This is a genomic window from Bdellovibrionales bacterium (assembly GCA_018266295.1).
In the GTDB taxonomy this organism is placed as follows: Bacteria; Bdellovibrionota; Bdellovibrionia; order Bdellovibrionales; family Bdellovibrionaceae; genus JACMRP01.
Map to the genome: position 1 here is coordinate 75,292 of JAFEAQ010000011.1, position 23,535 is coordinate 98,826.

Sequence of the window (23,535 nt, forward strand, 5' to 3'; positions counted from 1 at the left end):
GACCTGGTACCTTTTAGGCGGAGAGCTTCGCGCCTTGCATGATGGTTGGCCAGAACCAATCTAGCATTGGATCTTCGGAGATCACTTCGTGCAAGAAAATTTGCGGCGGAGCTTTGAATTTGAGTTTGCTGATTTCGTACTCGAGATCATCAAAACCCGGGCCAAAAACGTACATATGAAACTCTGGAGCCTGATGAAGCAGCTCTTTAAGAGAACGACGCCAAACCGCGGAATCACTGAACTTTCGTCTTTCCACAATCGTATCGTACTTCACTTGCGAAAGTTTCCAACGCTTAAACAAAGCTTCTTGCAAAAGTTGCGCAAGTTTCAGTTGGAAATCCCGTGGCATCTTCATGAAAAGTTCCTGCGAACCCATGATAGAAATTAAATCCATTTCAGGCGCGATATCTTGAGCCTGACGCAAATCCGACAACACTTCCGGCACGCGCAAAAGCTGCGTGCGAATTTCGATGTCGACTATGGAGTCACCAAGGGTGAAATAGACCACGTTCATACCCATAAAGGTACCACGTAAGACCCACTGGAACCGAGTCCTGACAGGCCAAGGTCTAGGTCCAATTTTCTTCCTGCCCACGGGCCAGCCTTTTTGTTAGTCTATGGATGGACTTGAAGGATTCAAATCCCTGATTTGGCAAAGGAAAATCTGTGGCGGTAGATAACAAGAAGTTGAAGAAAAAGCGCCCCGCTTTTGAAAAGTGGCTTTCGTACCTGCTTTTTGTGTTCATTGGTTTTGTCGTCGCCGATTTGTTGATCTTAAGTTACCGCGATTTGATGCTGCCAAACCAGACTCCCCCACCACGCCCGAAAAAAGTCTTGAACGACAACATGCTCGGCCGTGGCGCCTACAACACAATGATCTCGCGAAATATTTTTTCTTCGGACGGCGTCATTCCTGATGCTTTGATCGCCAAAGGCCAAGACCCAAACAAGATCGAAGAAGCCGCTCCGGTGCCTTCGCAATTGCCACTAACTCTTGTTGGGACCCTGGTTCACTCCAATCCAGACAAATCAATTGCAGCCATTGAAATCAAAGGCAAAAACCAGACTCTGTCTTACACGCCAAAGAGAAATATCGAAAACATGGCGACCTTGCTGAAGGTGGAACGTCAAAAAATCATCTTCCGCAATTTGAACAGCAATGTTCTTGAGTACATCGAGATGAAGCCGTTCGGTAACCAGAAAGTCGCTTTCGGAGCGACCGCCCCTACAGCTCCAGCTACGGGTGGCGGCGGCGATGTTAAAAACATGGGTGACAACAAGTTCACGATCAAGCGTGCCGACTTGCAAAAATATTTGAACGATCTTTCCAGCATTTTGATGCAGGCTCGCGCTGTTCCTTCCCGCGATAAAGTAACTGGCGAAGTGAACGGCTACCGCATCGTGGATTTCCAACCAAACAGCATTTTCTCACAATTGGGAATTCAGCGCATGGACCTCATTAAGGGTGTTAACGGCGAAACTGTCGACACTCCTCAAAAGGCCATGGAGCTCTTTAATATGTTTAAAAACTCGAATGAAATTAAAATGACTGTTGAGCGCGGTGGTCGCACTGAAACTCTTCAGTACAATATTCAGTAGTTTTTTTTCGTTTTGTGATTAGGATCCGCAAAGGAAGGTGGATGACATGAAGGTAAAAAGAAGACAGAAGACAGCGCTTGGAATTGCTTCTCTGCTCACGACTCAAATTGCACTTGCGCAGAGCTTTCCTCCGCCGCCTCCAATGCCATCCATGAATAACTTTCCACCACCTCCACCGGCAGCAGCAGCGGCTGCAGGCGGCGGCGAAACGACGATTGGCCCATCTGGTTCTGATAAGCCAGGCGCTCTGAGCAAAAATCAACAGAGCAAGTTTGCAAAAGCCGGTCTTGAAGACATCACAAACGAAAATTTCCCGGAAACGATCGAATCCTTCGACTTCCCGAACGTTGAAATCACGGATGTCATCAAAGCGATCTCGGAGCTTACTGGTAAGAACTTTATCATCGATCCGGGCGTGCGTGGTAAAATCACCATCGTTGCACCTTCTAAAATCACAGTGGCGGAAGCTTACAAAGCTTTCTTGTCAGCATTGGCTATTAATGGTTTCACGGTTGTTCCCAGCGGTAGCTTCTTAAAGATTAAATCTGCGAGAAACGCGCAACGTGACAGCATCGAGACCTACTCTGGCGCTTATTATCCGAATTCAGATCAAATGATCACCCGTATTATCCACTTGAAACACATTCAAGCGGAACAAGTGAATCGCGACCTTCGTATTTTATCGTCTAAAGACGGTGAAATGTCGGTTTATACCGCAACGAACTCTTTGATTCTTTCAGATTACGGTTCCAACATCGATCGCGTGATGAAAATCATCAGCCAGCTCGACGTTCCGGGTTTTGAAGACCAAATCGAAGTGATTCCGGTAAAGTACGCAAAAGCGAAAGACCTTGCGGATCTCGTTGATAAAATCGTGAATAAAGGCCAAAAAAGCACAGGTTCCGCACCTGGCTCTTTCTCTGCCGGCGTACCGCGCTTTACCCGTTCAACGGGTGGCACGAGCGCACAACAAGGCACTAGTTTCTTCATGGCAATTCCTGAAGACCGCACGAACTCCCTCATTGCGATGGGAAATAAAGCCGGTATTATTCGCTTGAAAAAACTCATTGCGCAATTGGACTTCCGCCCGCCTTCTGGTGGCTCTGGCGGTGTTTACGTTTACTACGTGAAAAACGGCGTTGCTAAAAATATCGCGCAAACACTTCAAGGTGTTGCAAAAGATGCTGCACCAAAACCGACAGGCGGAGGCTTACTGAGCCCTCTGGGTGGCAATCCTGTTTCTCAGCAAACTGAAATCTTCGGCAGCGATGTTAAAATCCAAGCCGATGAAGCCACAAATTCACTGGTTATTACTGCCAGCAAACAAGACTACGAAACTGTTTTGCACATCTTAAAACAGCTCGATATTGCTCGCGATCAAGTGTTTGTTGAGACCGTGATCATGGAGATGGCGAATAGTGACGCAACCAACTGGGGTATCGGTTATTACAAATACCAAAACGGTGCCGGTAAAGTCGGCTTCTCGAGCAATATCAGTTTGACGGATATGTTATCGCCAACAGGCGGCACTGGAGCGACTCTGGGCTTCGGTAGCGGCGATACAGTGACAGTGACAAACCCAATCGATAAGAGCTCGATCACAATTCCAAGCTTGATCGGGTTTATCAACTTCATCAAGTCGAATACAAAGGCAAACATCCTTTCAACTCCACAAGTTTTAGCTTTGGATAACCAAACAGCTGAGATTGAAGTGGGCGATAAAGTTCCTGTCAGCATCACTTCAACGACAAATGCCGCTGGTCAGATCACAAACTCTGCAAACTTCGAAGAAGCGACGATTAAACTCACTATCAAACCGTTTATCAGCCCCGCTTCTGATACGATCCGCATGGAAGTGGATCAGAAGATCAAGCAGTTGACACAGGTTGCAGCTTTGCCTAAGAATCTTTCTGACAATTCACAGCCTTTGGCGACTCGTAATATCAAAACAACTCTGGTCATCAAAAACGAAGATACTGCCGTATTGGGTGGTTTGATTCGTGACCGCGACTCTGAAACGGTTTCTAAGGTGCCTCTCTTGGGCGACTTGCCAATCATTGGCTGGCTGTTCAAGAGCCGCCAATCGACGAAAGAGAAAGTGAATCTTTTGGTGTTCTTAACTCCAAAAATCATTCGCAACCCTGCTGACCAAAAATCAGTTGTCGATCGTAAACTGGCTGAGCGCTTGAAGTATATTAAATCTCAAGGCGGCAAAGATCCTTATGGCGAAGCTGTAGACCGTCTTGGTAAAAAGACGTCTCAAGTGATTGACGATAACGAGTAATGGAGTAGACCTCGATGCCTTCAATGGATATTTCAAGTATTCTGCAAAAGAGTACTTCTCTCACGAGCGATCAGATCAAGTCGATTCTTAAGAATCCTTCGGTCTTGCGCCCCGTGAGCGTCGGAGAAGCTCTGTCGCACAAAGAATATTCTACAGCCGATGAACTTCTCGGAGATCTCTGCAAAGAGATGGGTCTTGATTTCATTAAAGACATTCCAGTAAATGATATCTCTGCGGACCTCGTTCGCGACATCCCCATCAACTACGCAAAAACCAACTCGGTCCTCCCCTACAAGGATGAGGCCGAAGCGGTCACGGCTCTGACCAGCAATCCGTTGAACCTGAAAGCCATGGACGACCTTCGTGTCCTTTTTGGCAAAAAGATTAAGCCGCTGGTCACAACAAACTCGAAAATCCAAGACGCTATTAACCGCGTCTATGAAAAGTCCACTGCGAATCTTTCAGGCCTTGATGAGATTGAGGCTGAAGATTACGACCTCGAAGAATCCACGATCGATCTTCTCGAGGCCGGCGAAGACGACGCGCCGGTGATTAAACTGGTAAATAGCCTCCTCTTCCGTGCGGTGAAAGAAAAAGCATCCGATATCCACGTAGAGCCTTATGAAAAAGACATCGTCGTGCGCTTCCGCATTGACGGTATTCTCTTTGATATTTTTAAGCCGCCTAAAAAATTACAAAACGCGATCACGTCCCGTATCAAAGTTATGGCGAATCTCAATATCGCCGAGAAACGTTTGCCTCAGGACGGTCGTATCCCACTGAAGGTCGGCGGAAAAGATATCGATATTCGTCTTTCAACCGTGCCGACTGCTTTTGGCGAACGAGCGGTGATGCGTCTGCAAGATAGATCGACGGTCGTTCTTGAGCTCGAGCAGCTGGGTTTCTCACCGGACACGCTCAAGAAACTTGATGGCGACTTGCTGTTAAGAACTTACGGCATTTTGCTTGTCACAGGCCCTACAGGTTCTGGTAAGTCGACGACTCTTTACGGCTGCCTCAGCAAACTCAATCAGCCGGATGTAAATATTCTGACGGTTGAAGATCCGGTGGAGCAACGTATTCACGGCATCGGTCAGGTGCAAGTGAATGCCAAGATCGGTTTGACCTTTGCCTCGGGTCTGCGCTCTTTCCTTCGTCAAGACCCTGACATCATCATGGTGGGTGAGATTCGTGACTTGGAAACTGCCGAACTGGCGATCACGTCTTCAATGACGGGTCACTTGGTTTTATCCACACTGCATACCAATGATGCCGCCGGTGCTTTCCCCCGTTTATTTGACATCGGCGTGGAGCCGTTCTTGATCGCCACTTCGATCTTGGGTGTTGTCGCCCAACGTCTCGTGCGCGTTCTCTGCCCGCATTGCAAAGTGCCTTACGAGCCCTCAGATTTTGAGCTCAATGCTCTCGGAATTACACGCAAACAAGCTCAAGAAGGAAATGTTTGTAAACCGGTTGGCTGTAACCACTGCAATCAGAAAGGTTACGTTGGCCGAAGCGTCATTCAGGAGCTGCTGGTCGTCAATGACGATATCCGCTCTTTAATTTTGCAGCGTAAAGATGGTAATACTATAAAACGCCAAGCTGTGAATGGCGGAATGAAAACATTCCGTGACCATGGCATTAGCAAAGTTCTTTCCGGCATTACGTCGATTGAAGAACTGAACGCGAACACTCAATTGGATATTTAATTATGCCTATTTTCGAGTACAAGGGCCTTGCCAGAGATGGAAGAAACGTTAAGGGAACTCTCGACGCCGAGAATCTTCGCGCGGCCCGCACTCGACTAAAAAAAGACGGCATCTTCGTTACTGAAATCCGCGATAAGAAAAAAGGCACTGCTACTAAAAAACGAGGCGGCGGTGGCCGCGGCAAAGCGACAGTTCAAGAGCTTTCTCTGATGACCCGGCAGTTGGCCGTTCTTGTGAAAGCGAATATTCCGCTGGTAGATTGCCTCACGGCGGTCTCTGAGCAAGTGGAAAACCCCGTTCTTGCGGAAGCCATTGCAGACTGTAAAAACATGGTGAACGAAGGTAGCCCGTTCTACAAAGCACTCGCCAAATATCCAAACTTGTTTGATAAGATTTATATCTCAATGGTGGAAGCCGGTGAAATGTCAGGCAGCTTGGACGTGATCCTTGTGCGTCTGGCGGAGTTTACAGAAGCGGCTGCGGAATTGCGCTCAAAAGTGAGCAGCGCGATGACCTACCCGATCATCATGCTTGTGGTGACATTTGGTTTGCTGTCATTGATGTTTATTTTCGTAATTCCAAAAATGGTGACGGTATTTGAATCCGCGCCGAATTTGACATTGCCTTGGTACACAGTTGCTTTGGTAAACATCAGTACTTTCATGGTGAACTATTGGTACCTTGTTTTCGGCTCCCTCTTCATGGTTTACATGATTTTCAACAGCTGGAAAAAATCTCCTAGCGGCGCTGAGCAATGGGATGGTATCTCTTTGAATCTTCCGATCGCTGGACCGGTTGTAAGAATGGTCGCGGTTTCACGCTTTACTCGAACTCTGTCGACGTTGCTCACAGGGGGCGTGCCTATGTTGCAAGCTCTCGACATCGTCCGCAACGTTGTGGATAATCACGTCCTTGCCTTAGCCATTGATGATGCCCGTAGCAATATTAGCGAGGGGGAATCTATTGCGGGACCCCTCAAAAAATCGGGACAATTCCCGCCGATCGTGATTCACATGGTCAATATTGGTGAGAAAACTGGTGAGCTTGAAACCATGCTAAGTCAGGTCTCTGACGCCTATGATTTCCAGGTTAAAAACAAGGTCGACGCTTTAACGGGTCTTATGGGTCCTGTCGTCATTGTGATTATGGGTCTGGTTATTGCCACGATTGTATTCTCCGTGATGTTACCTATGTTTGACATGACTAGTGCCTTTGGCTAAAGTCATCTTCTGAACTCACGCGGAGGCTAAACACAATGATTTCGAACTCTTCAAACAAGTCTTTCTTGCGCAACCAAAAAGGTATGACTCTGATCGAGATCATGATCGTGATTGCGATTCTTGGTGGTTTGATGGCTCTCTTGGCGCCAAAATTCTTGGGCCAAAAAGACAAAGCCAACGTCGGCCAAGCAAAAATCCAAATGGGTCAGATCGCAAATGCACTGAGCATGTACTACAACGACTGCGGTAAGTTCCCAGCGTCCTTGGACAACTTGGTAAAACAAGATGCTAACTGCGCCAACTGGGGCCCAGAGCCTTACTTGAAAAAAGACCAAATCGATCCATGGGGCAATCCTTACGTTTATGAATTAAATGGCAGCGAATACTCTCTGAAATGTCTCGGTAAAGACGGCCGCGAAGGCGGCTCTGGCTTTAACGCCGACATCCTTTACGAACAATAGTTCTTTGGAGTTTCATGAATAAAAGGGGCTTCACCCTCATTGAAGTCATGATCGTGATCGCTATCATTGCCGGTCTGATCGCTGTTGGAGCCCCCCGCCTTCTCAAAAAAGATACCAATATCAAAACCGTGGCACGTCAGCTCACGGTTCTCGTCAAAGAAGTCCGAAATCAAGCCAAGCTTTTTAATTCCACCTACCGCATTGTCATCCGTATGGAGCAAGGACAAGAATCTTGGTGGGTTGAAAAAGCCAACGGCCCGGCTCTGATCGATCCAGAAAAATTAAAAGAAGACTACGAAGGCAAAGGTAAAAAAGACGACAAGGACAAAGACGCTCCTCCGCCGCTTTTCCAAATAGACAAAAGATTGTCGAAGAAGGAAAAAACCCTTCCATCAAATCTGCATTTCAAGCAGGTTGAAACCATCAATATGTCTCAACCCGTCACAAGCGGGCTTGCGTATATTCATTTCTTTCCAGAAGGCCTTCTCGAGGCTTCTGCCATTCAAATCACCGACAACAAAAACACCTGGACGCTTGTCTTTAACCCGCTAACAGGTCAAGCTGATATTGTTGAAAAAGAAACCAGCTTAAAGGATATAAGTCGGTGATCAAAAACAGAAAAGGCTTCACGTTGCTAGAGACACTACTCGCCGTAGTGATTCTCTCTATGGGTATTTTGCTCCTGACCCAGTCATGGAGTGGAAGCTTTTTGCGTATTCGAAAAACTCAGCTGAATCAAGACGTCGCAGCCCTGCTTGAGCGCAAGATGAATGAAATTGATCTTGAGTTCCGTGGAAAACCACTTGATACCATTCCTGAAGAGAAAGAAGACGACTTTGGTGCCGAGTACCCTCAGTACAAATGGAAGATGATCTCTCGCGAATTCCAGATGCCGAACATGTCTTCAATTCTGATGCAGCAAGAAGGCGGCGCCAACGACATGCTCATGATGATGATTCAACAACTGACAGAGCATCTCTCAAAAACCATCAAGGAAGTGAAGGTCAGCGTAATCTATACCGGCGGCAAGAAACCGCTGGAGTATTCCATCGTCACCTATTTTGTCGATTACAATAAGCCGCTGGCTATTGGCGGATCTACCGGCGCCGCACCTGGCGGGGCAGGTCCGTAATGACGGCTTCTCGCCTTTCTTCGCAAAAAGGTTTTACCCTCATCGAGATGATGATCACAGTGGCGATTCTAGGAACGCTCACTGTGCTTGCGACTCAAAGTATTCAGCAAGCCATCCGTCAGAAAGTAAAAATCCAGGAACAAATCGACGATGTGTCACGCATGCGTGATGCCCTTCGCTTGATGGAAGCTGATATTAATCAAGCTTATCACTATCGTGACGTTGAAAAAGAAATCACAGATCTGGTGAATAAACCTGCGCAGGCCGCAAACCTGCCGCCGGGCATGCCGACACCGATTCCGATTCAAACGCCGACACCTCCGCCGAATCCGGATGAGGCCACTCGCATCGATCCGGTCACTCAGTTCATGGGAACTGAGAGTTCCGTGGATTTCGTAACGATGAACAATGCGCGCATGATGCGCAATATGAAACAAGCCGATTTCATGGAAGTGGGCTACTCGCTAAAGTCCTGCAAAAGCCTGACGGGCGATAAAGGCTCTTCCCAATGCTTGTGGCGCAGAACCACAAGCTGGGTCGATGACGATGTCACCAAAGGTGGCGATGAAGTCGTGCTTCTTGAAAACATCACCGAGTTCAAATTGCGTTACATCGGTAAAGGCAAAGACGACTGGGTCAATAGCTGGCGCACGGACAATGGCGGCGACTCTGTCACGAAAGGGAACTTCCCCGCAGCTGTCGAGATCTCGATGACAATTGAGCACGGTACCGGCGACAAAAAGAAAAAATATTCAATGCAGATTATCGCAAGAATCCATTTCCCTAATAACGATGAGAGCAAAAATGCAAACAGCGCGACCAGTGGGCCTTAGGCTCTTAAAAAATAATCGCGGAATGGCATTGATCATGGCCATTACTTGCGTGCTTTTGATTTCTTATATCGCCATGGAAGTCTCTTACGATTCATTGGTGGAGTATAACGTGAACGTCAACTCCCTCAACCGTCTAAAAGCTTACTATGCGGCTCGGGCCGGTGTGGATTTGAGTCTTCTTCGTATTAAAACTTTCCAACAAGCCTCTGCTCAATTTGGTAAGCAGCTTGGCGGTCAGTCTGAAATGCTTGATCAAATCTGGAAGTTCCCGTTCGCTTGGCCGGTGCCAATGCCCGATGGTCTGAATGGTACCGATAAGGATCAGATTAAGTCGGCCCTTAAAGAATCCATCATGGATGCGGCTTACGTTGTAACCATCGAAGACGAAGGCTCCAAACTGGATTTGAGTGACCTTGCCTCGCCTTCGAAAGTTTTAGCAGAGTCCACGCGCCGCCGTTTGCTGGATATTTTCCAAAATAAACTTAAAAACGATCAAGAGTTCCAGCGTAAATATGGCAACTACCGTTTCGAAGAACTCGTGAATGCGATCACCGACTGGCAGTCGAGAAGCCGTACAGGCGTGAGCGGCAGCGATAAGCGGGCCGGCTACAGCGGCTACCCTGAAAACTATCCCCCGAACCGCGGTTTTCGCACTCTGCAAGAGCTCCGCCTTGTAAGCGGTATGAACGAAGACATTTACGAGTTGCTGGAGCCGGCTATCACCATTTACGGAATGAAAGCCATCAATCCAAATCAAGCCAGCAAAGAGGTTTTGAAGTCGCTGGACCCCGAAATCAACGATGAGATCGCTGATGCGATCATCAAGCGCCGCGACAACCCTAACGAGGGCGGCCCGTTTAAAAACAAAGAGGACTTCTGGGGTTTCGTTACCGGCCGTGGTGCCCGCCTTGGCGAAAAAACCGAAGAGACACCGCTCATTTTTGACAAGGTCGTGAACTTTAGAATCAAGAGCACGGGCGAGTATGCTGGAGTGTCCCGTGAAATCACCGTCGTCGTGATGGATTTACAGACGATCGCAAGCACATTGAAGGGCTACGTCGATAAAGAAAAACAGCAACAGAATCCCCAACAGCAGCAACAGCAAAATCCTGCGGCAAAACCGCAAAACCCAGCCCAAAGTCAGACCCCTGCACTTCCCAAAGGAGCTCCAAGGATTGTATACTGGGGCGAGCGCTAAGCACTCGTAAGATTTAAAAAAAAAGGCGAAAAATGAGATCTGTTGGTATCGACATTGGCAGTAGTAGCATAAAAATTGTTGAGGTGCTGACAACCAGTAAAGGTTTTCAGGTCACTCAATGCTTCGAACGCCCGCTCGGCCTCAACCCCGCCCACGACCAAGAAATTGAAATCATCGAGTTTCTTCGCGAGATTTCGGCGAAGTACGATCCGGCGCAAACCCGCTACTGCTTAGCTCTTCGTCAGGATCAAGTGAGTATCCGTAATAAAATTTTCCCATTTAGCGATAGAATGAAAATTTCTAAGAGCTTGGCTTTCGAGCTCGAAGAAGAAATTCCTTTCTCGGGCGACAACTCTGTTTTCGACGCAAAAATCGTTCGCACCCTCGGCGTTACTGCCGAAGTTCTGGCGTGTGCAGCTCCGAAGCACCATATTCGCACTCTGCTTCAGCGCTGTGCCGATGCGAACATCGAGCCGGCTTTGATCTCGACTGAAGGGACGGCGTTTGCGAATATCTACGAAAAATGGAATGAAGCTCCGCCGGCTCATCCTGCCACAGACACGACTCTTCTGGGTGAACAGGAAAAGGTCGAGCGTCCGATGCATTTGACTCTGAATATGGGTCACACGCGCACTCTGGTGTGTGCGTTTGAAGGCAATTCTCTGATCGGCGTACGCACGATTCTTTGGGGCGCAAAAAATATTTCTGATGCTGTTGCAAAGAAATATGAAATCCCTTACTTGGACGCTCTGAAAGAAGTGCAGAATAAAGCCTTCATCCTGACGAATAAACAAGGCGCGACGTTTGACCAAATTACATTCTCTGAAACGATTGCAAAATCGGTTCGTGAACTTGTGCGCGACTTGCAACTTTCTATTTTGGAATTTAAGAGCGAGTTCAACGCCGTGATCACTCAGATCGGCCTTACAGGCGGCTCGTCGGCAATTAAAAACTTGGGCCCGTTCCTGACTCAGCAGCTTGAATTGCCGGTGAACAAGGTTTATCCCCTCGATATGATTCCAAACGTGCTCTTTGAAAAGGGCCCGAAGACGGACACCACTTTCGGTTTGGCTCTCGGTATTGCGATTGAAGGCCTTAAAAAGCCACGCAACCCTGCCATCAATTTCCTCCGTGGTGAGTTCGCAAAGCAAAACAACTTTGCCCGCAACATGTGGGAAAAGTGGGGCCCGACTCTTAAAACAGCGGCGGCGGCAATGGTTGTGTTCTTCATTTACTCGATGATGCGCGAAAGTTTTTCTATGAGCCTTGCCGACCGCGCCGAAGAAGCATTAAAAACCCAAGCCAAGAATGTAGCCAAACTCAGTGGTAAAAAAGCCACCGAAGCCAATATCAAGAAATACATTCGCGATAATAAAAAGCGCGCGGCTGATTTAAAGACTCTTGCCAATGTGGCGACGATGAACTCAGCCCTTGAGATCGTTAAAAAGATCAACGACGCCACTCCGGCAAAGAACTCCGTCACTTTGGACGTTAAAGGCGTTCACGTCCGTGACAGCGAAGTATCGCTTGAAGGTTACGTGAAGAGCCCGAATGAACTCACAGTTCTGCAGCAGGCTCTGACCAACTTGTCTGTGGACGGCAAAGTGAATAAAGGCAGCGTCCAGTTGCCCGCAGCCGCCGGAAAAACAGCGTTCTCGTTTAATTTTAAAGTCGATCGCGGCATTACTAAAACCATTCAATAGGTGAGCTGATGAACTTTGATGACATTAAGGACAATCTAAAATCTCAGCTTGGTCAGACGTGGTCGCGCATCGAAGACAGCTCGGCATACAACCAGCTGCGCGATCGCTTCGAGAATCTGACGCCGACAAATCAGAAGCTCGTGCTCTTGGGGGCTGGTGCTCTCACTGCTTTATTGATTTTTTCTATTCCGTTTTCTTACTACTCTACCTCCAGTGAATACGTAACGACTTACGAAGACAAGCGCAGTTTGATTCGTGAGCTTTTGAAAGTGACCCGTGAATCGAATGAAGTTCCGGACCTGCCGATCGCGCCGAACGCCGACATGCTAAAGAACACGATCGAAGGACAGCTGAATATGGCAAAACTTCTTCCTGAGCAAATGAAAGGGATTGAAGTGATGGCCGCGGATACGGGCCTGATTCCAAAAGGCTTGCTTGAAAGTGGGCTGCGCGTGAGTCTTGCAAAGCTCAATCTTCGCCAGATCATTGATATCGGCTACAACATTCAGGCGATCAGCCCGAGCGTTAAAATGAATGCGATTAACATCACGGCGAATCCCGAGGACCCACGTTATTTTGATGTGGAAATGAAGCTTGTTTCTTTGGCGGTGCCTCAAGCTCACGTTGACATGCCGGATGCTGGTGATGAAGAAGCTGGCGGCAAAGCAAAGAAGCCGGCGTTTAAGAGAGGAAATCGCTAATGGTCGGCGCGATTCGTAAGCTCTTCGGCATCATCTTTGGCTCAAAACTCAAGATCCTCGTCATGATCCTCTCGACGCTGGTATTCTTGCTGGTTCTTTTCCCGATTAATGACCTCGGCGATTTTGTTTCTTCTCAAGTAGCGCGTCTGACCGGCAACAAAGTGTTCTTGCAGTTTGAAGAACTGAAGATGTCACTCTTCCCTGCTCCCGGCATGAAGGTCGAACAAGTGTTTGTTGAAGCTCAAGGAGTTCCAGGAATTTCCGCTCAGGAAATCCGTTTTGCTCCGGCTGTGATGGGCCTGATCTCGCAAAAACCTTACGGCACTGTCGATGCAAAGGGTTTGTTTAAAGGCGACGTACAGATCTCTGTGAAATCGGGTTCTCGCTCTGAAAATGGCGTTGAAAGACAGCGTGTTGAAATCAGCGCCAAGAAACTGAGCCTGCAGGACTTGCGCGAAGTGGCTCGCTTACCTGTGATGATAAAGGGCAAGCTGGATCTTGAATCCACCGCGCTTGTGGACCTTTCTTTCACGGAGCAGCCGGACGTTGATGTAAATCTCAATATCTCGCAATTTGAGCTCCCGCCGTCGAATGTGAACACTCCGATGGGCCCACTCACAATGCCCGATTTAAAGCTTACCAGCGTTGAAATTAAGGGCCGTCTGGCCGGCGGCAAACTCATCATTGAGCATGGCCAAATCGGAAAAGAGAGCGATGAAATGCGCGGCACCATCACCGGCAACCTCGATCTGTCTTTGGCAAACCAAGGCGGCGTGATTAATCCGGTGATCGGCGGTTACACATTCAATGTCGACCTTCGCATGAAGAATAACTTCCTGAACCGCGCTTCGACATTCCTCATTTTAGTTGATCAGTACAAGACTGCGACTGCTGAAGGTGCGCAGTACAAATTCAAAGTTTCCGCGGCAAATACCATGATGCCGCCATCGATCGGCGCCGCGCGTTAATCCGCTGGACGGCGCTCCCTGTCCGATTTATATTACCTCATCTTTTCAGCCACCAAACCCGTTGACCGCGGGGTTGGTCCTTGATTTGCTCATTGTGCAGGCAAACCCGGGAGCTTTTTTAAGTCTTTATTGACAAGACTCTCACTAACTACAAAAACCTTATAGTCTCATGGGAGGGATTATGTCTGGTGTAAATAAAGTTATTATCGTAGGCCGTTTGGGCGCTGACCCTGAAGTAAAAGCCGTTGGCCAAGGTACGACTGTGACCCGTTTGAATATCGCTACAAGTGAAAACTGGATGGGCAAAGATGGCCAAAAACAAGAGCGCACTGAGTGGCACCGTGTTGTCGTTTGGGGCAAGCTCGCAGAAATCTGCGGTAAGCACTTGAGCAAAGGTCGTCAAGTCTACGTCGAAGGCCGTTTGCAAACTCGCCAATGGGAAGACCAACAAGGTCAAAAGAAATACACGACTGAGATCGTAGCAAACACTGTGCAATTCCTCGGTTCTGCTGGTGGCGAACGTTCTACTGAGAACAGACAATCTTCTGGTGGCGGCGATGATTTCGGCTACCAAGATTTCGGACCGGAACCAAGCTTCAACAGCTCTGACGACATTCCATTCTAAGACTTTCGAACATTTTTCGTTTAAAAAAGACCCGTTTGAATAAAACGGGTCTTTTCTTTTTTTAGCACCTCTGCATAGAATTTATATCTATGCTTCGCAGTTTTTATTTTCTTCTTTGTATGATGCTTCTGAGTTCCTGCTCGCTTTATAGCTCCGCAGGCCGTAAGCAATTTGAAGAAAAGGCTCCGAACTCCATCCAAACGACACTGTCACAAAAACCTTTAGAATCTATTCAAGCCTACTCTCTACAGAGTTGCCGTGAAATGAGTGCTGCCGAAGCATGGTTGCGCGAAGAGTTCCCAAACACCAGTCATGAACTGATCGAAATGCATCCTGACTACGAAGTTTGGGGAAAGAATATGGAAGACGGCCAAGTCGAAATCACCGTCATTACCCAGGACAACACGGCAACGGAATCATGTGTATACAAGTTCGAATCGAAAAAGATCTGGCAAATCTACAAAAAGAGCTTTTTAGAAGAGCTCACGCGTAGTCTCGTAAGCATCGATTAATCATTTCTATCCTAGCCCATAGTCCGCCTCCCGATGGACACTGTGCATTTTCTGCATGAAAATATTAAGGAATATGGTCCACCAACCAGGAGTCCTTAGCGTGAAGAAATTCTCGGTTTTTTTCGCCGTTTCATTTTTATTCGCCAGCTATTCCGCACTAGCTGCAAAAATTTCTCAGGTGAAAAATAATAAAGTCATGATCGAGCTTGATGGCGAAAGCGCTTCAGCGGGAACAGAATTTTTCGCCTTAAATCCGCAGAACAAACGTGTCGCGCTCATCAAGGTCACGCAAGTTAAAGGCGGACGCGCCATCGGTGAGATCACGAAAGGGACTGTCAAACCTGGTTATCTTTTGCAGAATAAAGGTGGCTCTCCGGCTGCCGCCGCGGCGAACTCAGGCGGCGATACGGGCACTGACGATTATTACGATCGCAAACTCAATAACAAAGTTCACAATGGAAACTCTTGGGGTATTATCGGTGGCTACTTGATGAACACGATGGCCGTGAAAACTTCAAGTATGCAAATCAATATGTCGGGTTCTGGTTTCGGCGCCCTTGGCTACTATGATTATGCTTTGTCCCCTTCTCTTGTTTTCCGCGGCATGACAGGGCTTGAAACATACAATGTGGCGGGATCGAACTCTGCAGCTTCTCCGAGCAACTGTACAACGAACTGTGATGTGAAAATTCAGTATTTGTCTTTCTACGGTTATGGCCGCTGGAACTTCATGCAAGGCCAATACAAATCATGGCTTGGCGCCGGCGCAGGTTACTTGTATCCGATGTCTAAGCCGGGCGGCTCTGTATTCCAGAACAATCAGATGGGCGCGAATCAAATCTTCGTTTTCTCAGCGGGCATGGATTATCGCTTGAGCGCTAAGAACTACATGCCAATCTCTCTGGAGTACGGCCTATACCCTGCAACAGCCACCGTCACAGCAAGCATCATCTACCTCCGCCTCGGCTACGCCTGGAACCTCTAAAAGGTACCAGGTCGCTTTTCGGAATTGACTTTGCCCCTTCTCATTTCTTGGCATGGAACTTGTTAGTAATGTGCTCATGCCAAGAAAGACCCACTTAATTTCGACAGAATATCCGTATCACGTAAATTGCCGGACTCACGGCGGACAATTCATCCCTATCGATATGCCTATCGCCTGGGAAATCATGAGTAACTACCTCTTTTTTGTAAAGCACGCCTATAAATTAAAAATTCACTCCTTCGTACTCATGAATAATCACTTCCATCTTATCGTGACCACTCCTCACGGCAATTTGAGTGAGGCAATGAATTACTTTATGCGCGAAACGAGCAAAGAGTTTAATCGTGTACTAAAAAGAGAAGATCAGTTTTATGGGAGCCGTTACTATCGGACTCTCGTCAAACGGGTGCACTATTGGAGCAACGTCTACAAATATGTATATAGAAACCCAGTTCAAGCTGGATTAAGTCAGTCATGCGAAGAATATAGATTCAGTACTCTACATGGACTTCTTGGCAAAAGTAGAATGACTATTCCCATAGAAGAAGACCACTTTCTATTTTCGGAATTTGAGATTAACTCAGCGACGCTAAAATGGCTCAATGAGACTCCGCTAGCTAGTGACATTGAAGCACTTGCCAAAGCCCTTAAAAGAAAAGAGTTTTTCTTGCCGAAAAATCCACTCAACAAACAGCCTCACCGGCTAGAAGAAAGCCTTCTTTAGAAAGTCAATTCCGAAAAGCGACCTGGTACCTTTTAGTGGAAGACGCGGGTGACGCCGAGGATGCCTTTGATTTTTTGGAGTTCGTAGATGGCGTTGTTGAGCTGGCTGGCGTCTTTGACGCTGACTTCGAAGTTGCAGACTGCTTTTTTATCTTTGGTGGTGCGGATCTGCGCGCTTTCGATGTTGATGCCTTGAACTGCAAAAACCTCGGACATGGATTTTAGCAAGCCCGGCACGTCATGACTGATCACGCGAACACGCACCATGCGCTCCTGGCCATCACTTGCCTGAGTGCTTGTCCATGCGACATCGACTTTACGGAATTGATCGAGCTCAAATGCCTTCGGGCAATCGGCGCGATGGACTGTGACGCCACGACCGCGGGAAATAAAGCCACTAATTGGATCGCCGGGAATCGGATGGCAGCATTTTGCAAAATGCACAAGCACGTCATCCATCCCGTCGACGCTAACAAGAGAGTTACTCTTACGCGTCTTCTGAGCGGCGGCCTTCACCACCTTCTCCATGAAGGTCGTCTCTTCGGTCTTAGCAGCCTCTTTCGCAATCGTCGTCGGTGACACACGGTTCACCAGATGGCGGGGCTCCAAACGGCCGTAGCCGACTTTCACGTAGAGCTCTTCCAAATCCTTCAGACCATTTTCTTTTAAGAACGTCTCGTACTCAGGACCCTTCAAATGCTTCACAGCCGCCATACCGAACTTGCGGAATTCTTTTTCGACAAGATCCTTACCCAAAGCCAAAGAACGACGACGTTGCTCTTCCTTAACGTACTGGCGGATTTTTTGCTTTGCTTTATTCGTAACCGCAAACTTAAGCCAGTCTTTCGAAGGCTCTTGCGTTTTTGAAGTCACGATCTCAACCGTATCCCCGTTTTGAAGCTGATATCTGAGCGGCACCATTTTGCCGTTGATACGAGCGCCGGTGCACTTATTACCAAGCTCTGTATGAACCGCATAGGCAAAATCTAAAGGAGTTGCGCCCTCGGGGAATTCACGCACATCCCCCTTCGGAGTGAAAACATAAATTTCAGAATCAAAAAGATCAGTCTTTACACTATCAAGGAATTCGTCGGCGTTTTTAACTTGTTGATGAGAATTAACAAGATCCTTCAGCCAATTCACTTGCTGGAATTCGCTATCCTCTGCGGCCTTGCCGCGTTCTTTATACTTCCAGTGAGCCGCGATACCGCGCTCGGCAACGAGATGCATTTCACGCGTGCGGATTTGAATTTCGATGCGTTCCCCGCCGGGACCGATCACCGTCGTATGCAACGACTGGTAGTTATTGGTCTTCGGCATGGCGATGAAGTCTTTAAAGCGTCCAGGGATCGGCTTCCACAGCGAGTGGACAAGCCCCAGAACGCCATAGCACTCTGCCACAGATTCAACAATCACACGGAATGCCAGCACATCATAGAGCTGCTCGTAATCGATATTACGACTTTGCATTTTCTTGTAGATGGACCATAAGTGCTTCGAGCGGCCGAACACTTCAAACTTGAAACCGGCTTTATCAAGCTCTTTACTGATCACACTTTTCACATCATCGATGTAACGATTTTGCTCAGCCTCGGTCTTACGAACCTTTTGTACCAGCTCGTAGTACATGTCGGGGCGATAGTAACGGAAGCACAAGTCTTCAAGCTCAATTTTCAAAGAGCTGATACCCATACGGCCCGCCAGGGGACAGTAAATCTCGAGGGTCTCCATGGCAATGCGCTCTTGCTTTTCAAACGGCATGAAGTTCATCGTGCGCATATTGTGCAAACGATCGCAAAGCTTCACCAGAAGCACGCGCACATCACGTCCCATGGCCACGATCATCTTGCGAATATTCTCGCCTTGCTTCTCGTAGCTGTTTTTAAACTTCATCTGCGAGATCTTCGTGACACCATCCACGAGCTGCGCCACAGACTCGCCAAACTCGCGGCGAATGTCTTCGAGAGTCGCATGCGTGTCTTCAACCGTGTCGTGCAAAAGCCCCGTCACAATCGAATCTAAATCTAAATGCAGGTCTGCGAGAATTCCGCCAACAGCCAGCGGATGAGAAATGTAGGGTTCTCCCGAACGACGAATTTGCCCTTCGTGAGCTTTTTCAGAAAAGTAATAGGCTTTCTCAATGATTTTCAAATCAGCCTGTGGAAAATAGGATCTGATTTTATTTAAAAGTTCTTCTAGGGTTTTTGTGGGTCTTTGGGAAAGACCGCCTTCCACGTGGCTCTCTGACATACCTAACAATCATATCTCAGAGGGCCTTAGGACACCAGGAAGATTCCTCCTGGCGATTACGAAATTGACTCGTATTTTCGGATATTTAAGACTTTAGACCAAGTCTTATTTGTTGAGATCTCTTTCAATCTCCGCCAACAAGCCTGCTGGATCAGAGTGATTGTCGTCGTAACCAACGTTGCCCGCAGCGACCTCACGAAGAGCACTCACGATGTATTTGTTATTACGAGCCGCGACTGTGCACTCAGAACCTTTGAGCAATTGCTTAGCTCTTTTTGAAACCATCAAAACCAAAGCAAAACGATTAGGAACCTTGTTCAAGCAGTCTTCTACCGTAACGCGTGCCATTCATGCCTCCCGAAAGGGGCTAAGTTATCTCTAAGACAGTAATTCTTCAATGATTTTTTTAAATTGAGCGTAAGAGTGCTCAAATTGGTCGTTCACAATCTGATAATCGAAGCGAGACGCCTGTTTGATTTCCTTTTCAGCGTTCGCCATACGGATTTCAATGTCCGCGGGGATCTTTCCGTCGCGCTTTTCAATTCTACGACGCAGCTCGTCGATACTCGGTGGGAGAATGAAAACCGAAACCGCATCCGGGTATTTCGCTTTAAAGGTATCAGCCCCCTGAACGTCGACGTCCATGATGATGCATTTGCCCTTAATCCAGGCATTTTCCAGCTGATAGTATGGAGTTCCGTAAAGATTCGTGTGCACATTGGCCCACTCAACGAAGAAGTTTTCTTTGATTTTGGCTTCGAACTCTTCACGAGTCACAAAGTTATAAGGGTGGCCTTGGCTCTCGCCTTTACGCATCCCGCGGGTGGTGTACGTGACAGTATCTTCGAGACGAGAATCTTCCCGACATGCTTTCTCTACAAAGCTGCTTTTGCCGGCCCCGCTCGGAGCTGCGACAATGATCATTCTCGTTTTCATAACCTGTCCACGTCCCGTCTCGCTACTCTACGTTCTGAACCTGTTCTCTAAGTCTTTCAATGAGTGTTTTCGCTTCTACCACAGCCTGAGTGATCTTGGCTACCTGAGACTTTGAGCCGATGGTGTTCACCTCACGAAGCAATTCCTGGGTGTAGAAATCGAGCTTTTTGCCCTCTGCCTGAGCACTTTTCAACAGATCTTTATAGTTTTTAAGATGCTCTGTCAGGCGGACCAGCTCCTCGTTGATATCGGCCTTTTCAAGCTGGATCACGATTTCCTGAGTCAGGCGCTGAGGATCCATCTCTTGACCCTTCAAACGGCTGCCGATTTTTTGTTCAAAGCGTTCTTGCAACTGACGGTTGGCGTCTTCGCGGAGCCCCGCCACAATAGCCACCTGCTTTTCAAGGTCGTGAACGAGTTTTTCGAGCTCCTTCTGCAAAAACTTACCTTCGCGCTCCCGCTCTTTCACACAATCGCCGCAAGCTTTAGTGAAAACCGATTTTAGCAACTTTTCTTCATGAGTTGTGACTTCGGATTTGTCTTCAAGCTGGATAACATCCGGCATGCGCGCCAGAATTTCCAGATGCAGGTTCGCCGGGAGCTTGGTGGCTTTTGAAATTTTCTGAAAAGCGCTGAGATATTTTTTCGCGAGCTCTTCGTTCACACGCACTTCTGCAGCTTCCTGTGCGCCTTTATTGCGGCGGTTGACAAAGATGTCCACCGTTCCGCGCAGAATTTTTTCGCTCAGAATTTTTTTAAGATCCGCTTCAAAAGGCACGAATTCACGCGGCAAATGGAATCTCGTATCGAGGAAGCGACCATTCACGGTGCGAATGCTCACTTCAATGTTGAGGTCCTTTTGCTGCGCCTTCGAGGTGCCGTAACCAGTCATGCTTTTCATATTCACTCCAGTATGAAAACCGCCGCCACTGCCGTCAAGAAAACTCGAGCCTCAAAATGAGTCTGTGGCTGCTGTTCACCTAGAAACCATGGCCGTAAAAAACGACTCATGATGATGCAAAAAGGGGCTTATGGACAATGAGTCCAGCTCATAATTGCACACTTTTTTCCCTGGGAGCAATTCTTTTTTCCCTAGGAAATTAAACAACTTAAATTGATAGATGAAATAACAACGTTAGCCGATACTAAAAGGAGAACGTTAAATTACAAGGCAGTATCATGAGCGAACACCGCCTCAAATTGAGGTCTTCCATAGTCTTGCGCACGCAAACAGGTTCAACCCTGCTCACAGCATTGGGTATGAGTGTTTTCGTGTGCCTGATGATCATGATGTCTGCGATCTGGATTCAGAGCCGCGTGAACCAAGTCATGTCGTCTTCCGACAAAATGGATCACCGGATCGTGCTGGATGGCCTTTTCGCCTACACAGTCAATGGCATCAAACAGTCCTGGTGTTTTTCAGACACCTGGGTTCAGGATAACGCCTGCAATCTCTTCCATGCGCGCAACACGGTTCGCTTACTCCTCAGCGATGAAACTCTGAACTACCTGGGCTCATCAAAAACTCCGCACCCCGATCCAGTGATCAACACGCGCTTAATGGTGATGACTCAGACCGTGCCACTGGCGGCGATCACTCCAAGCCACCCGCTCTTTAGCATCACGCAGCCTCTGAACGGCAACTACGAGAATGTCACCTTCAACATCAAGCGCGAAAGCTCGGCGATTTCAACAACCAAGGGGAATGAAATTCCGCTTCGGATCAGTATCAAGCTTGTCGCGAAAGCCAGCAGCAGCTTCAAAGATCTTGAGTTGCAATCAAAAGTCATCGTCTATCCGCGCGAACTCAGCTATTTCGGCCTGATTGTGCCCAAGGCACTCTACCTTGGTATGCCGGCCCCGACAGCCGGTGACGTTAGCTTCGCAAGCGCTTCATCGTCTGTGATTCAAGGCCTTCGTTTTGAAAGCCCGGTCTTCGTCAATGGCGATTTGCACTTACCACCAAAAACTGCAAATGCCGATGCAGCGATGGATAACGTGACCTTCCTCGATAAAATCGTGATCGGTGGCGGTTTGATCTATCAAGGTGCCGGACAAACTCTGTTTAATCCCGGCGATGCTGGTGGTGAGAAAAATATGTACAACCATGAGCTCACGTCGTTTACAGGGCTGCTGGCTGGCTATGAGCTTGACCCTGAAAAAGACAAGGGCCTCGAGTATCTCTTTAATGTGAACAGCAATATCACGCTCACGGATTTTGATCTTTGCCGCAAGCGCATTATGGCGTCATTTGACCTTTCCACAACCAAAGATACGCAGTTATTTAGTCGCTTCAACGGATCTCCGGCGGCAAACAGTTTTGATCTTTCCCTGAACATCGGGATCATTGATAACTTGATTGAGCAATTCCAGGACACCGGCGGGACTGCGTTTGAAATCGCAACCAACGTTCCGAACGTGACGACGGCGGGAAAAATCGTCAGTTGGCAGGGCGGCGCCGTTTTTAAGGCAAAACTCATCTATGAGGGTCTCAATGTTCCTTCAGCCGGAACCCGTGATGTCTATTTCAATACCTTCTATCTCCCGCGAAATGGCGAAGTGGCCCTTTACCCACTCGGAGCCGGAGGACCAGAAGTTCATGTTCGTACTTCGCCACATATGGTGAGCGGCAAGAAGCAGTACAATCAAGTCGACATGAATGTGACCTTCACTGATGCCGGTAACTTGGATATTGGCGCTTATACGTCCGGCAATGTTTTAACTCAAGGAAGTGTGAAACTGGTTTTAGAAGGCATGGACTACGCCTATAACTACGCGACCAACCTGCGTGACAACTCTTCTTCACATCCAGTGATGGGCGTTTACAAATCCAACGGTTTTACCTTCTATAAATCTTCAGCTGCTTCTTTCGACGTTTACCGCCAGACAGCCGGCGGCTGGTATACAAATCCAATGTTACAAGTCGATACCGTGAATTATCCGGTGTACGATGCCTCGCAAGCGCCGAATGGCGAAACAGACTTTAGCGCCTTCGATGCTCAGTGTATGGCGGTGCCTGGCAATACGGATGCTTACTACACGTCGTTCCCGTCAGCGGATTGGTCGATCTCGTTCGCGAGCCAAGCTCGCCATGCCTGGAGCTTTACCGCTGACTTCCCGGATGGCTATCTCGCGGGTATCCTGCATATCGATGCAGGAACGGCAGCCTACAATCCAGGTGCTGGCCAATATCCGACTTTCAAAATTCAATCTCTCGTTCAAGAATGTATGATCGAGGCTGACGCCAATTTCGTGACGGGTTTTTATACCTGCGAAAAGTTGACGATCAAGCCACGCTCGACGCCGTTAAGAATTATCGGCACCATCATCGCCGGCAATATTGATATTCACCCGAGTGCGTATCAGGCCGGCATCCGCTGGAGCACGATCTATCATCCTCAAGCCGTTTACGAACTTCGTCAGGCGCGGGTTTTGGGCCGTGATAAAAAAGGCGCCGTCCTTGATTGCGCAAGCCCGAGCTTACCGCCGCTTTGGATGCCGAATATCGGCGCGATTTCAGTGATGACTCACTATGCTTGTAATCCGGTGAGCCTCCGCCAAGCCGATCCGTTTAAGTGGACCGGGGTAGATCCTGATTGCGGTCTTGAAACTCCGCAATCCACGAAAGTGACTTGTAAGAAACAAACAACCCGCTTCTTGCTCAAAGAAGTCAGCAGAACGAAGGGGTTGTGATGA

Annotated in this window: 22 protein-coding genes; 17 read left to right on the forward strand and 5 right to left on the reverse strand. The window is 48.1% G+C overall.

The genetic code is table 11. The features are described from left to right. Window positions 1–13 precede the first annotated feature (13 nt). A complete protein-coding gene (locus JSU04_09090) occupies window positions 14–520 on the reverse strand; it encodes a hypothetical protein (GenBank protein ID MBS1970452.1) in 507 nt (168 codons plus the stop codon). 146 nt (window positions 521–666) lie between these two features. Between JSU04_09090 and JSU04_09095 the strand changes: the two genes are divergently transcribed. From JSU04_09095 to JSU04_09170, 16 genes are all read left to right on the forward strand, one after another. Then, entirely contained in the window at window positions 667–1,599 is a 933-nt protein-coding gene (locus tag JSU04_09095; protein ID MBS1970453.1) for a general secretion pathway protein GspC, read from the forward strand. A gap of 46 nt (window positions 1,600–1,645) precedes the next feature. Further along, window positions 1,646–3,883 (forward strand): type II secretion system secretin GspD, encoded by a 2,238-nt coding sequence (gene gspD / locus JSU04_09100; GenBank protein MBS1970454.1) that lies wholly within the window; start codon window positions 1,646–1,648, stop codon window positions 3,881–3,883. Between the two features lie 14 nt (window positions 3,884–3,897). Beyond that, the gene (gene gspE / locus JSU04_09105) at window positions 3,898–5,592 is read left to right on the forward strand and encodes a type II secretion system ATPase GspE (protein MBS1970455.1); all 1,695 of its coding nucleotides are present in this window, start codon (window positions 3,898–3,900) and stop codon (window positions 5,590–5,592) included. Between the two features lie 2 nt (window positions 5,593–5,594). After that, window positions 5,595–6,812 (forward strand): type II secretion system inner membrane protein GspF, encoded by a 1,218-nt coding sequence (gene gspF, locus JSU04_09110; protein ID MBS1970456.1) that lies wholly within the window; start codon window positions 5,595–5,597, stop codon window positions 6,810–6,812. A 35-nt stretch (window positions 6,813–6,847) separates the two neighbouring features. Continuing rightward, window positions 6,848–7,273 carry a type II secretion system major pseudopilin GspG gene (gene gspG, locus JSU04_09115; protein MBS1970457.1) on the forward strand — a complete coding sequence of 142 codons (426 nt, stop codon included), beginning with the start codon at window positions 6,848–6,850 and terminating at the stop codon, window positions 7,271–7,273. Window positions 7,274–7,287: 14 nt separating this feature from the next. After that, a complete protein-coding gene (locus JSU04_09120; protein MBS1970458.1) occupies window positions 7,288–7,881 on the forward strand; it encodes a prepilin-type N-terminal cleavage/methylation domain-containing protein in 594 nt (197 codons plus the stop codon). Then, a complete protein-coding gene (locus tag JSU04_09125; GenBank protein ID MBS1970459.1) occupies window positions 7,881–8,405 on the forward strand; it encodes a type II secretion system protein in 525 nt (174 codons plus the stop codon). Before JSU04_09120 ends, JSU04_09125 begins: the two co-directional genes overlap by 1 nt. Then, a complete protein-coding gene (locus tag JSU04_09130; protein ID MBS1970460.1) occupies window positions 8,405–9,238 on the forward strand; it encodes a prepilin-type N-terminal cleavage/methylation domain-containing protein in 834 nt (277 codons plus the stop codon). The genes JSU04_09125 and JSU04_09130 overlap by 1 nt, the downstream gene beginning before the upstream one ends. Window positions 9,239–9,269: 31 nt before the next feature. Continuing rightward, window positions 9,270–10,436 carry a general secretion pathway protein GspK gene (locus JSU04_09135; protein MBS1970461.1) on the forward strand — a complete coding sequence of 389 codons (1,167 nt, stop codon included), beginning with the start codon at window positions 9,270–9,272 and terminating at the stop codon, window positions 10,434–10,436. Window positions 10,437–10,468: 32 nt separating this feature from the next. Then, the gene (gene pilM / locus JSU04_09140) at window positions 10,469–12,139 is read left to right on the forward strand and encodes a pilus assembly protein PilM (GenBank protein ID MBS1970462.1); all 1,671 of its coding nucleotides are present in this window, start codon (window positions 10,469–10,471) and stop codon (window positions 12,137–12,139) included. A gap of 8 nt (window positions 12,140–12,147) precedes the next feature. Beyond that, window positions 12,148–12,840, forward strand: a complete 693-nt coding sequence (locus JSU04_09145; protein MBS1970463.1) for a hypothetical protein — start codon at window positions 12,148–12,150, stop codon at window positions 12,838–12,840. Then, a complete protein-coding gene (gene gspN / locus JSU04_09150; protein MBS1970464.1) occupies window positions 12,840–13,808 on the forward strand; it encodes a type II secretion system protein GspN in 969 nt (322 codons plus the stop codon). The genes JSU04_09145 and gspN overlap by 1 nt, the downstream gene beginning before the upstream one ends. 181 nt (window positions 13,809–13,989) lie before the next feature. Beyond that, window positions 13,990–14,433, forward strand: coding sequence for a single-stranded DNA-binding protein (locus tag JSU04_09155; protein ID MBS1970465.1), 444 nt, complete (start codon window positions 13,990–13,992; stop codon window positions 14,431–14,433). An 89-nt stretch (window positions 14,434–14,522) separates the two neighbouring features. Further along, on the forward strand, window positions 14,523–14,945 hold the full coding sequence (locus tag JSU04_09160) for a hypothetical protein (protein ID MBS1970466.1): 423 nt from the start codon (window positions 14,523–14,525) through the stop codon (window positions 14,943–14,945). A 100-nt stretch (window positions 14,946–15,045) separates the two neighbouring features. Beyond that, window positions 15,046–15,930 (forward strand): hypothetical protein, encoded by an 885-nt coding sequence (locus tag JSU04_09165; protein MBS1970467.1) that lies wholly within the window; start codon window positions 15,046–15,048, stop codon window positions 15,928–15,930. 184 nt (window positions 15,931–16,114) lie between these two features. Then, window positions 16,115–16,654, forward strand: a complete 540-nt coding sequence (locus JSU04_09170; GenBank protein ID MBS1970468.1) for a transposase — start codon at window positions 16,115–16,117, stop codon at window positions 16,652–16,654. 32 nt (window positions 16,655–16,686) lie between these two features. Here the strand turns inward: JSU04_09170 and JSU04_09175 are convergent, their stop codons facing one another. The 4 genes from JSU04_09175 to JSU04_09190 form a co-directional block, all read right to left on the reverse strand. Beyond that, a complete protein-coding gene (locus tag JSU04_09175; GenBank protein ID MBS1970469.1) occupies window positions 16,687–18,903 on the reverse strand; it encodes a bifunctional (p)ppGpp synthetase/guanosine-3',5'-bis(diphosphate) 3'-pyrophosphohydrolase in 2,217 nt (738 codons plus the stop codon). Window positions 18,904–19,008: 105 nt separating this feature from the next. Next, window positions 19,009–19,251 (reverse strand): DNA-directed RNA polymerase subunit omega, encoded by a 243-nt coding sequence (locus tag JSU04_09180; GenBank protein ID MBS1970470.1) that lies wholly within the window; start codon window positions 19,249–19,251, stop codon window positions 19,009–19,011. 30 nt (window positions 19,252–19,281) lie between these two features. Beyond that, window positions 19,282–19,839: a guanylate kinase gene (gene gmk, locus JSU04_09185; GenBank protein MBS1970471.1), complete on the reverse strand. Its 558-nt coding sequence runs from the start codon at window positions 19,837–19,839 to the stop codon at window positions 19,282–19,284. A 22-nt stretch (window positions 19,840–19,861) separates the two neighbouring features. Then, entirely contained in the window at window positions 19,862–20,740 is an 879-nt protein-coding gene (locus JSU04_09190) for a YicC family protein (GenBank protein ID MBS1970472.1), read from the reverse strand. Window positions 20,741–21,018: 278 nt separating this feature from the next. On the opposite strand from JSU04_09190, the gene JSU04_09195 reads away from it, so the two are divergent. Further along, window positions 21,019–23,532 (forward strand): hypothetical protein, encoded by a 2,514-nt coding sequence (locus JSU04_09195; GenBank protein ID MBS1970473.1) that lies wholly within the window; start codon window positions 21,019–21,021, stop codon window positions 23,530–23,532. Window positions 23,533–23,535: the final 3 nt, after the last annotated feature.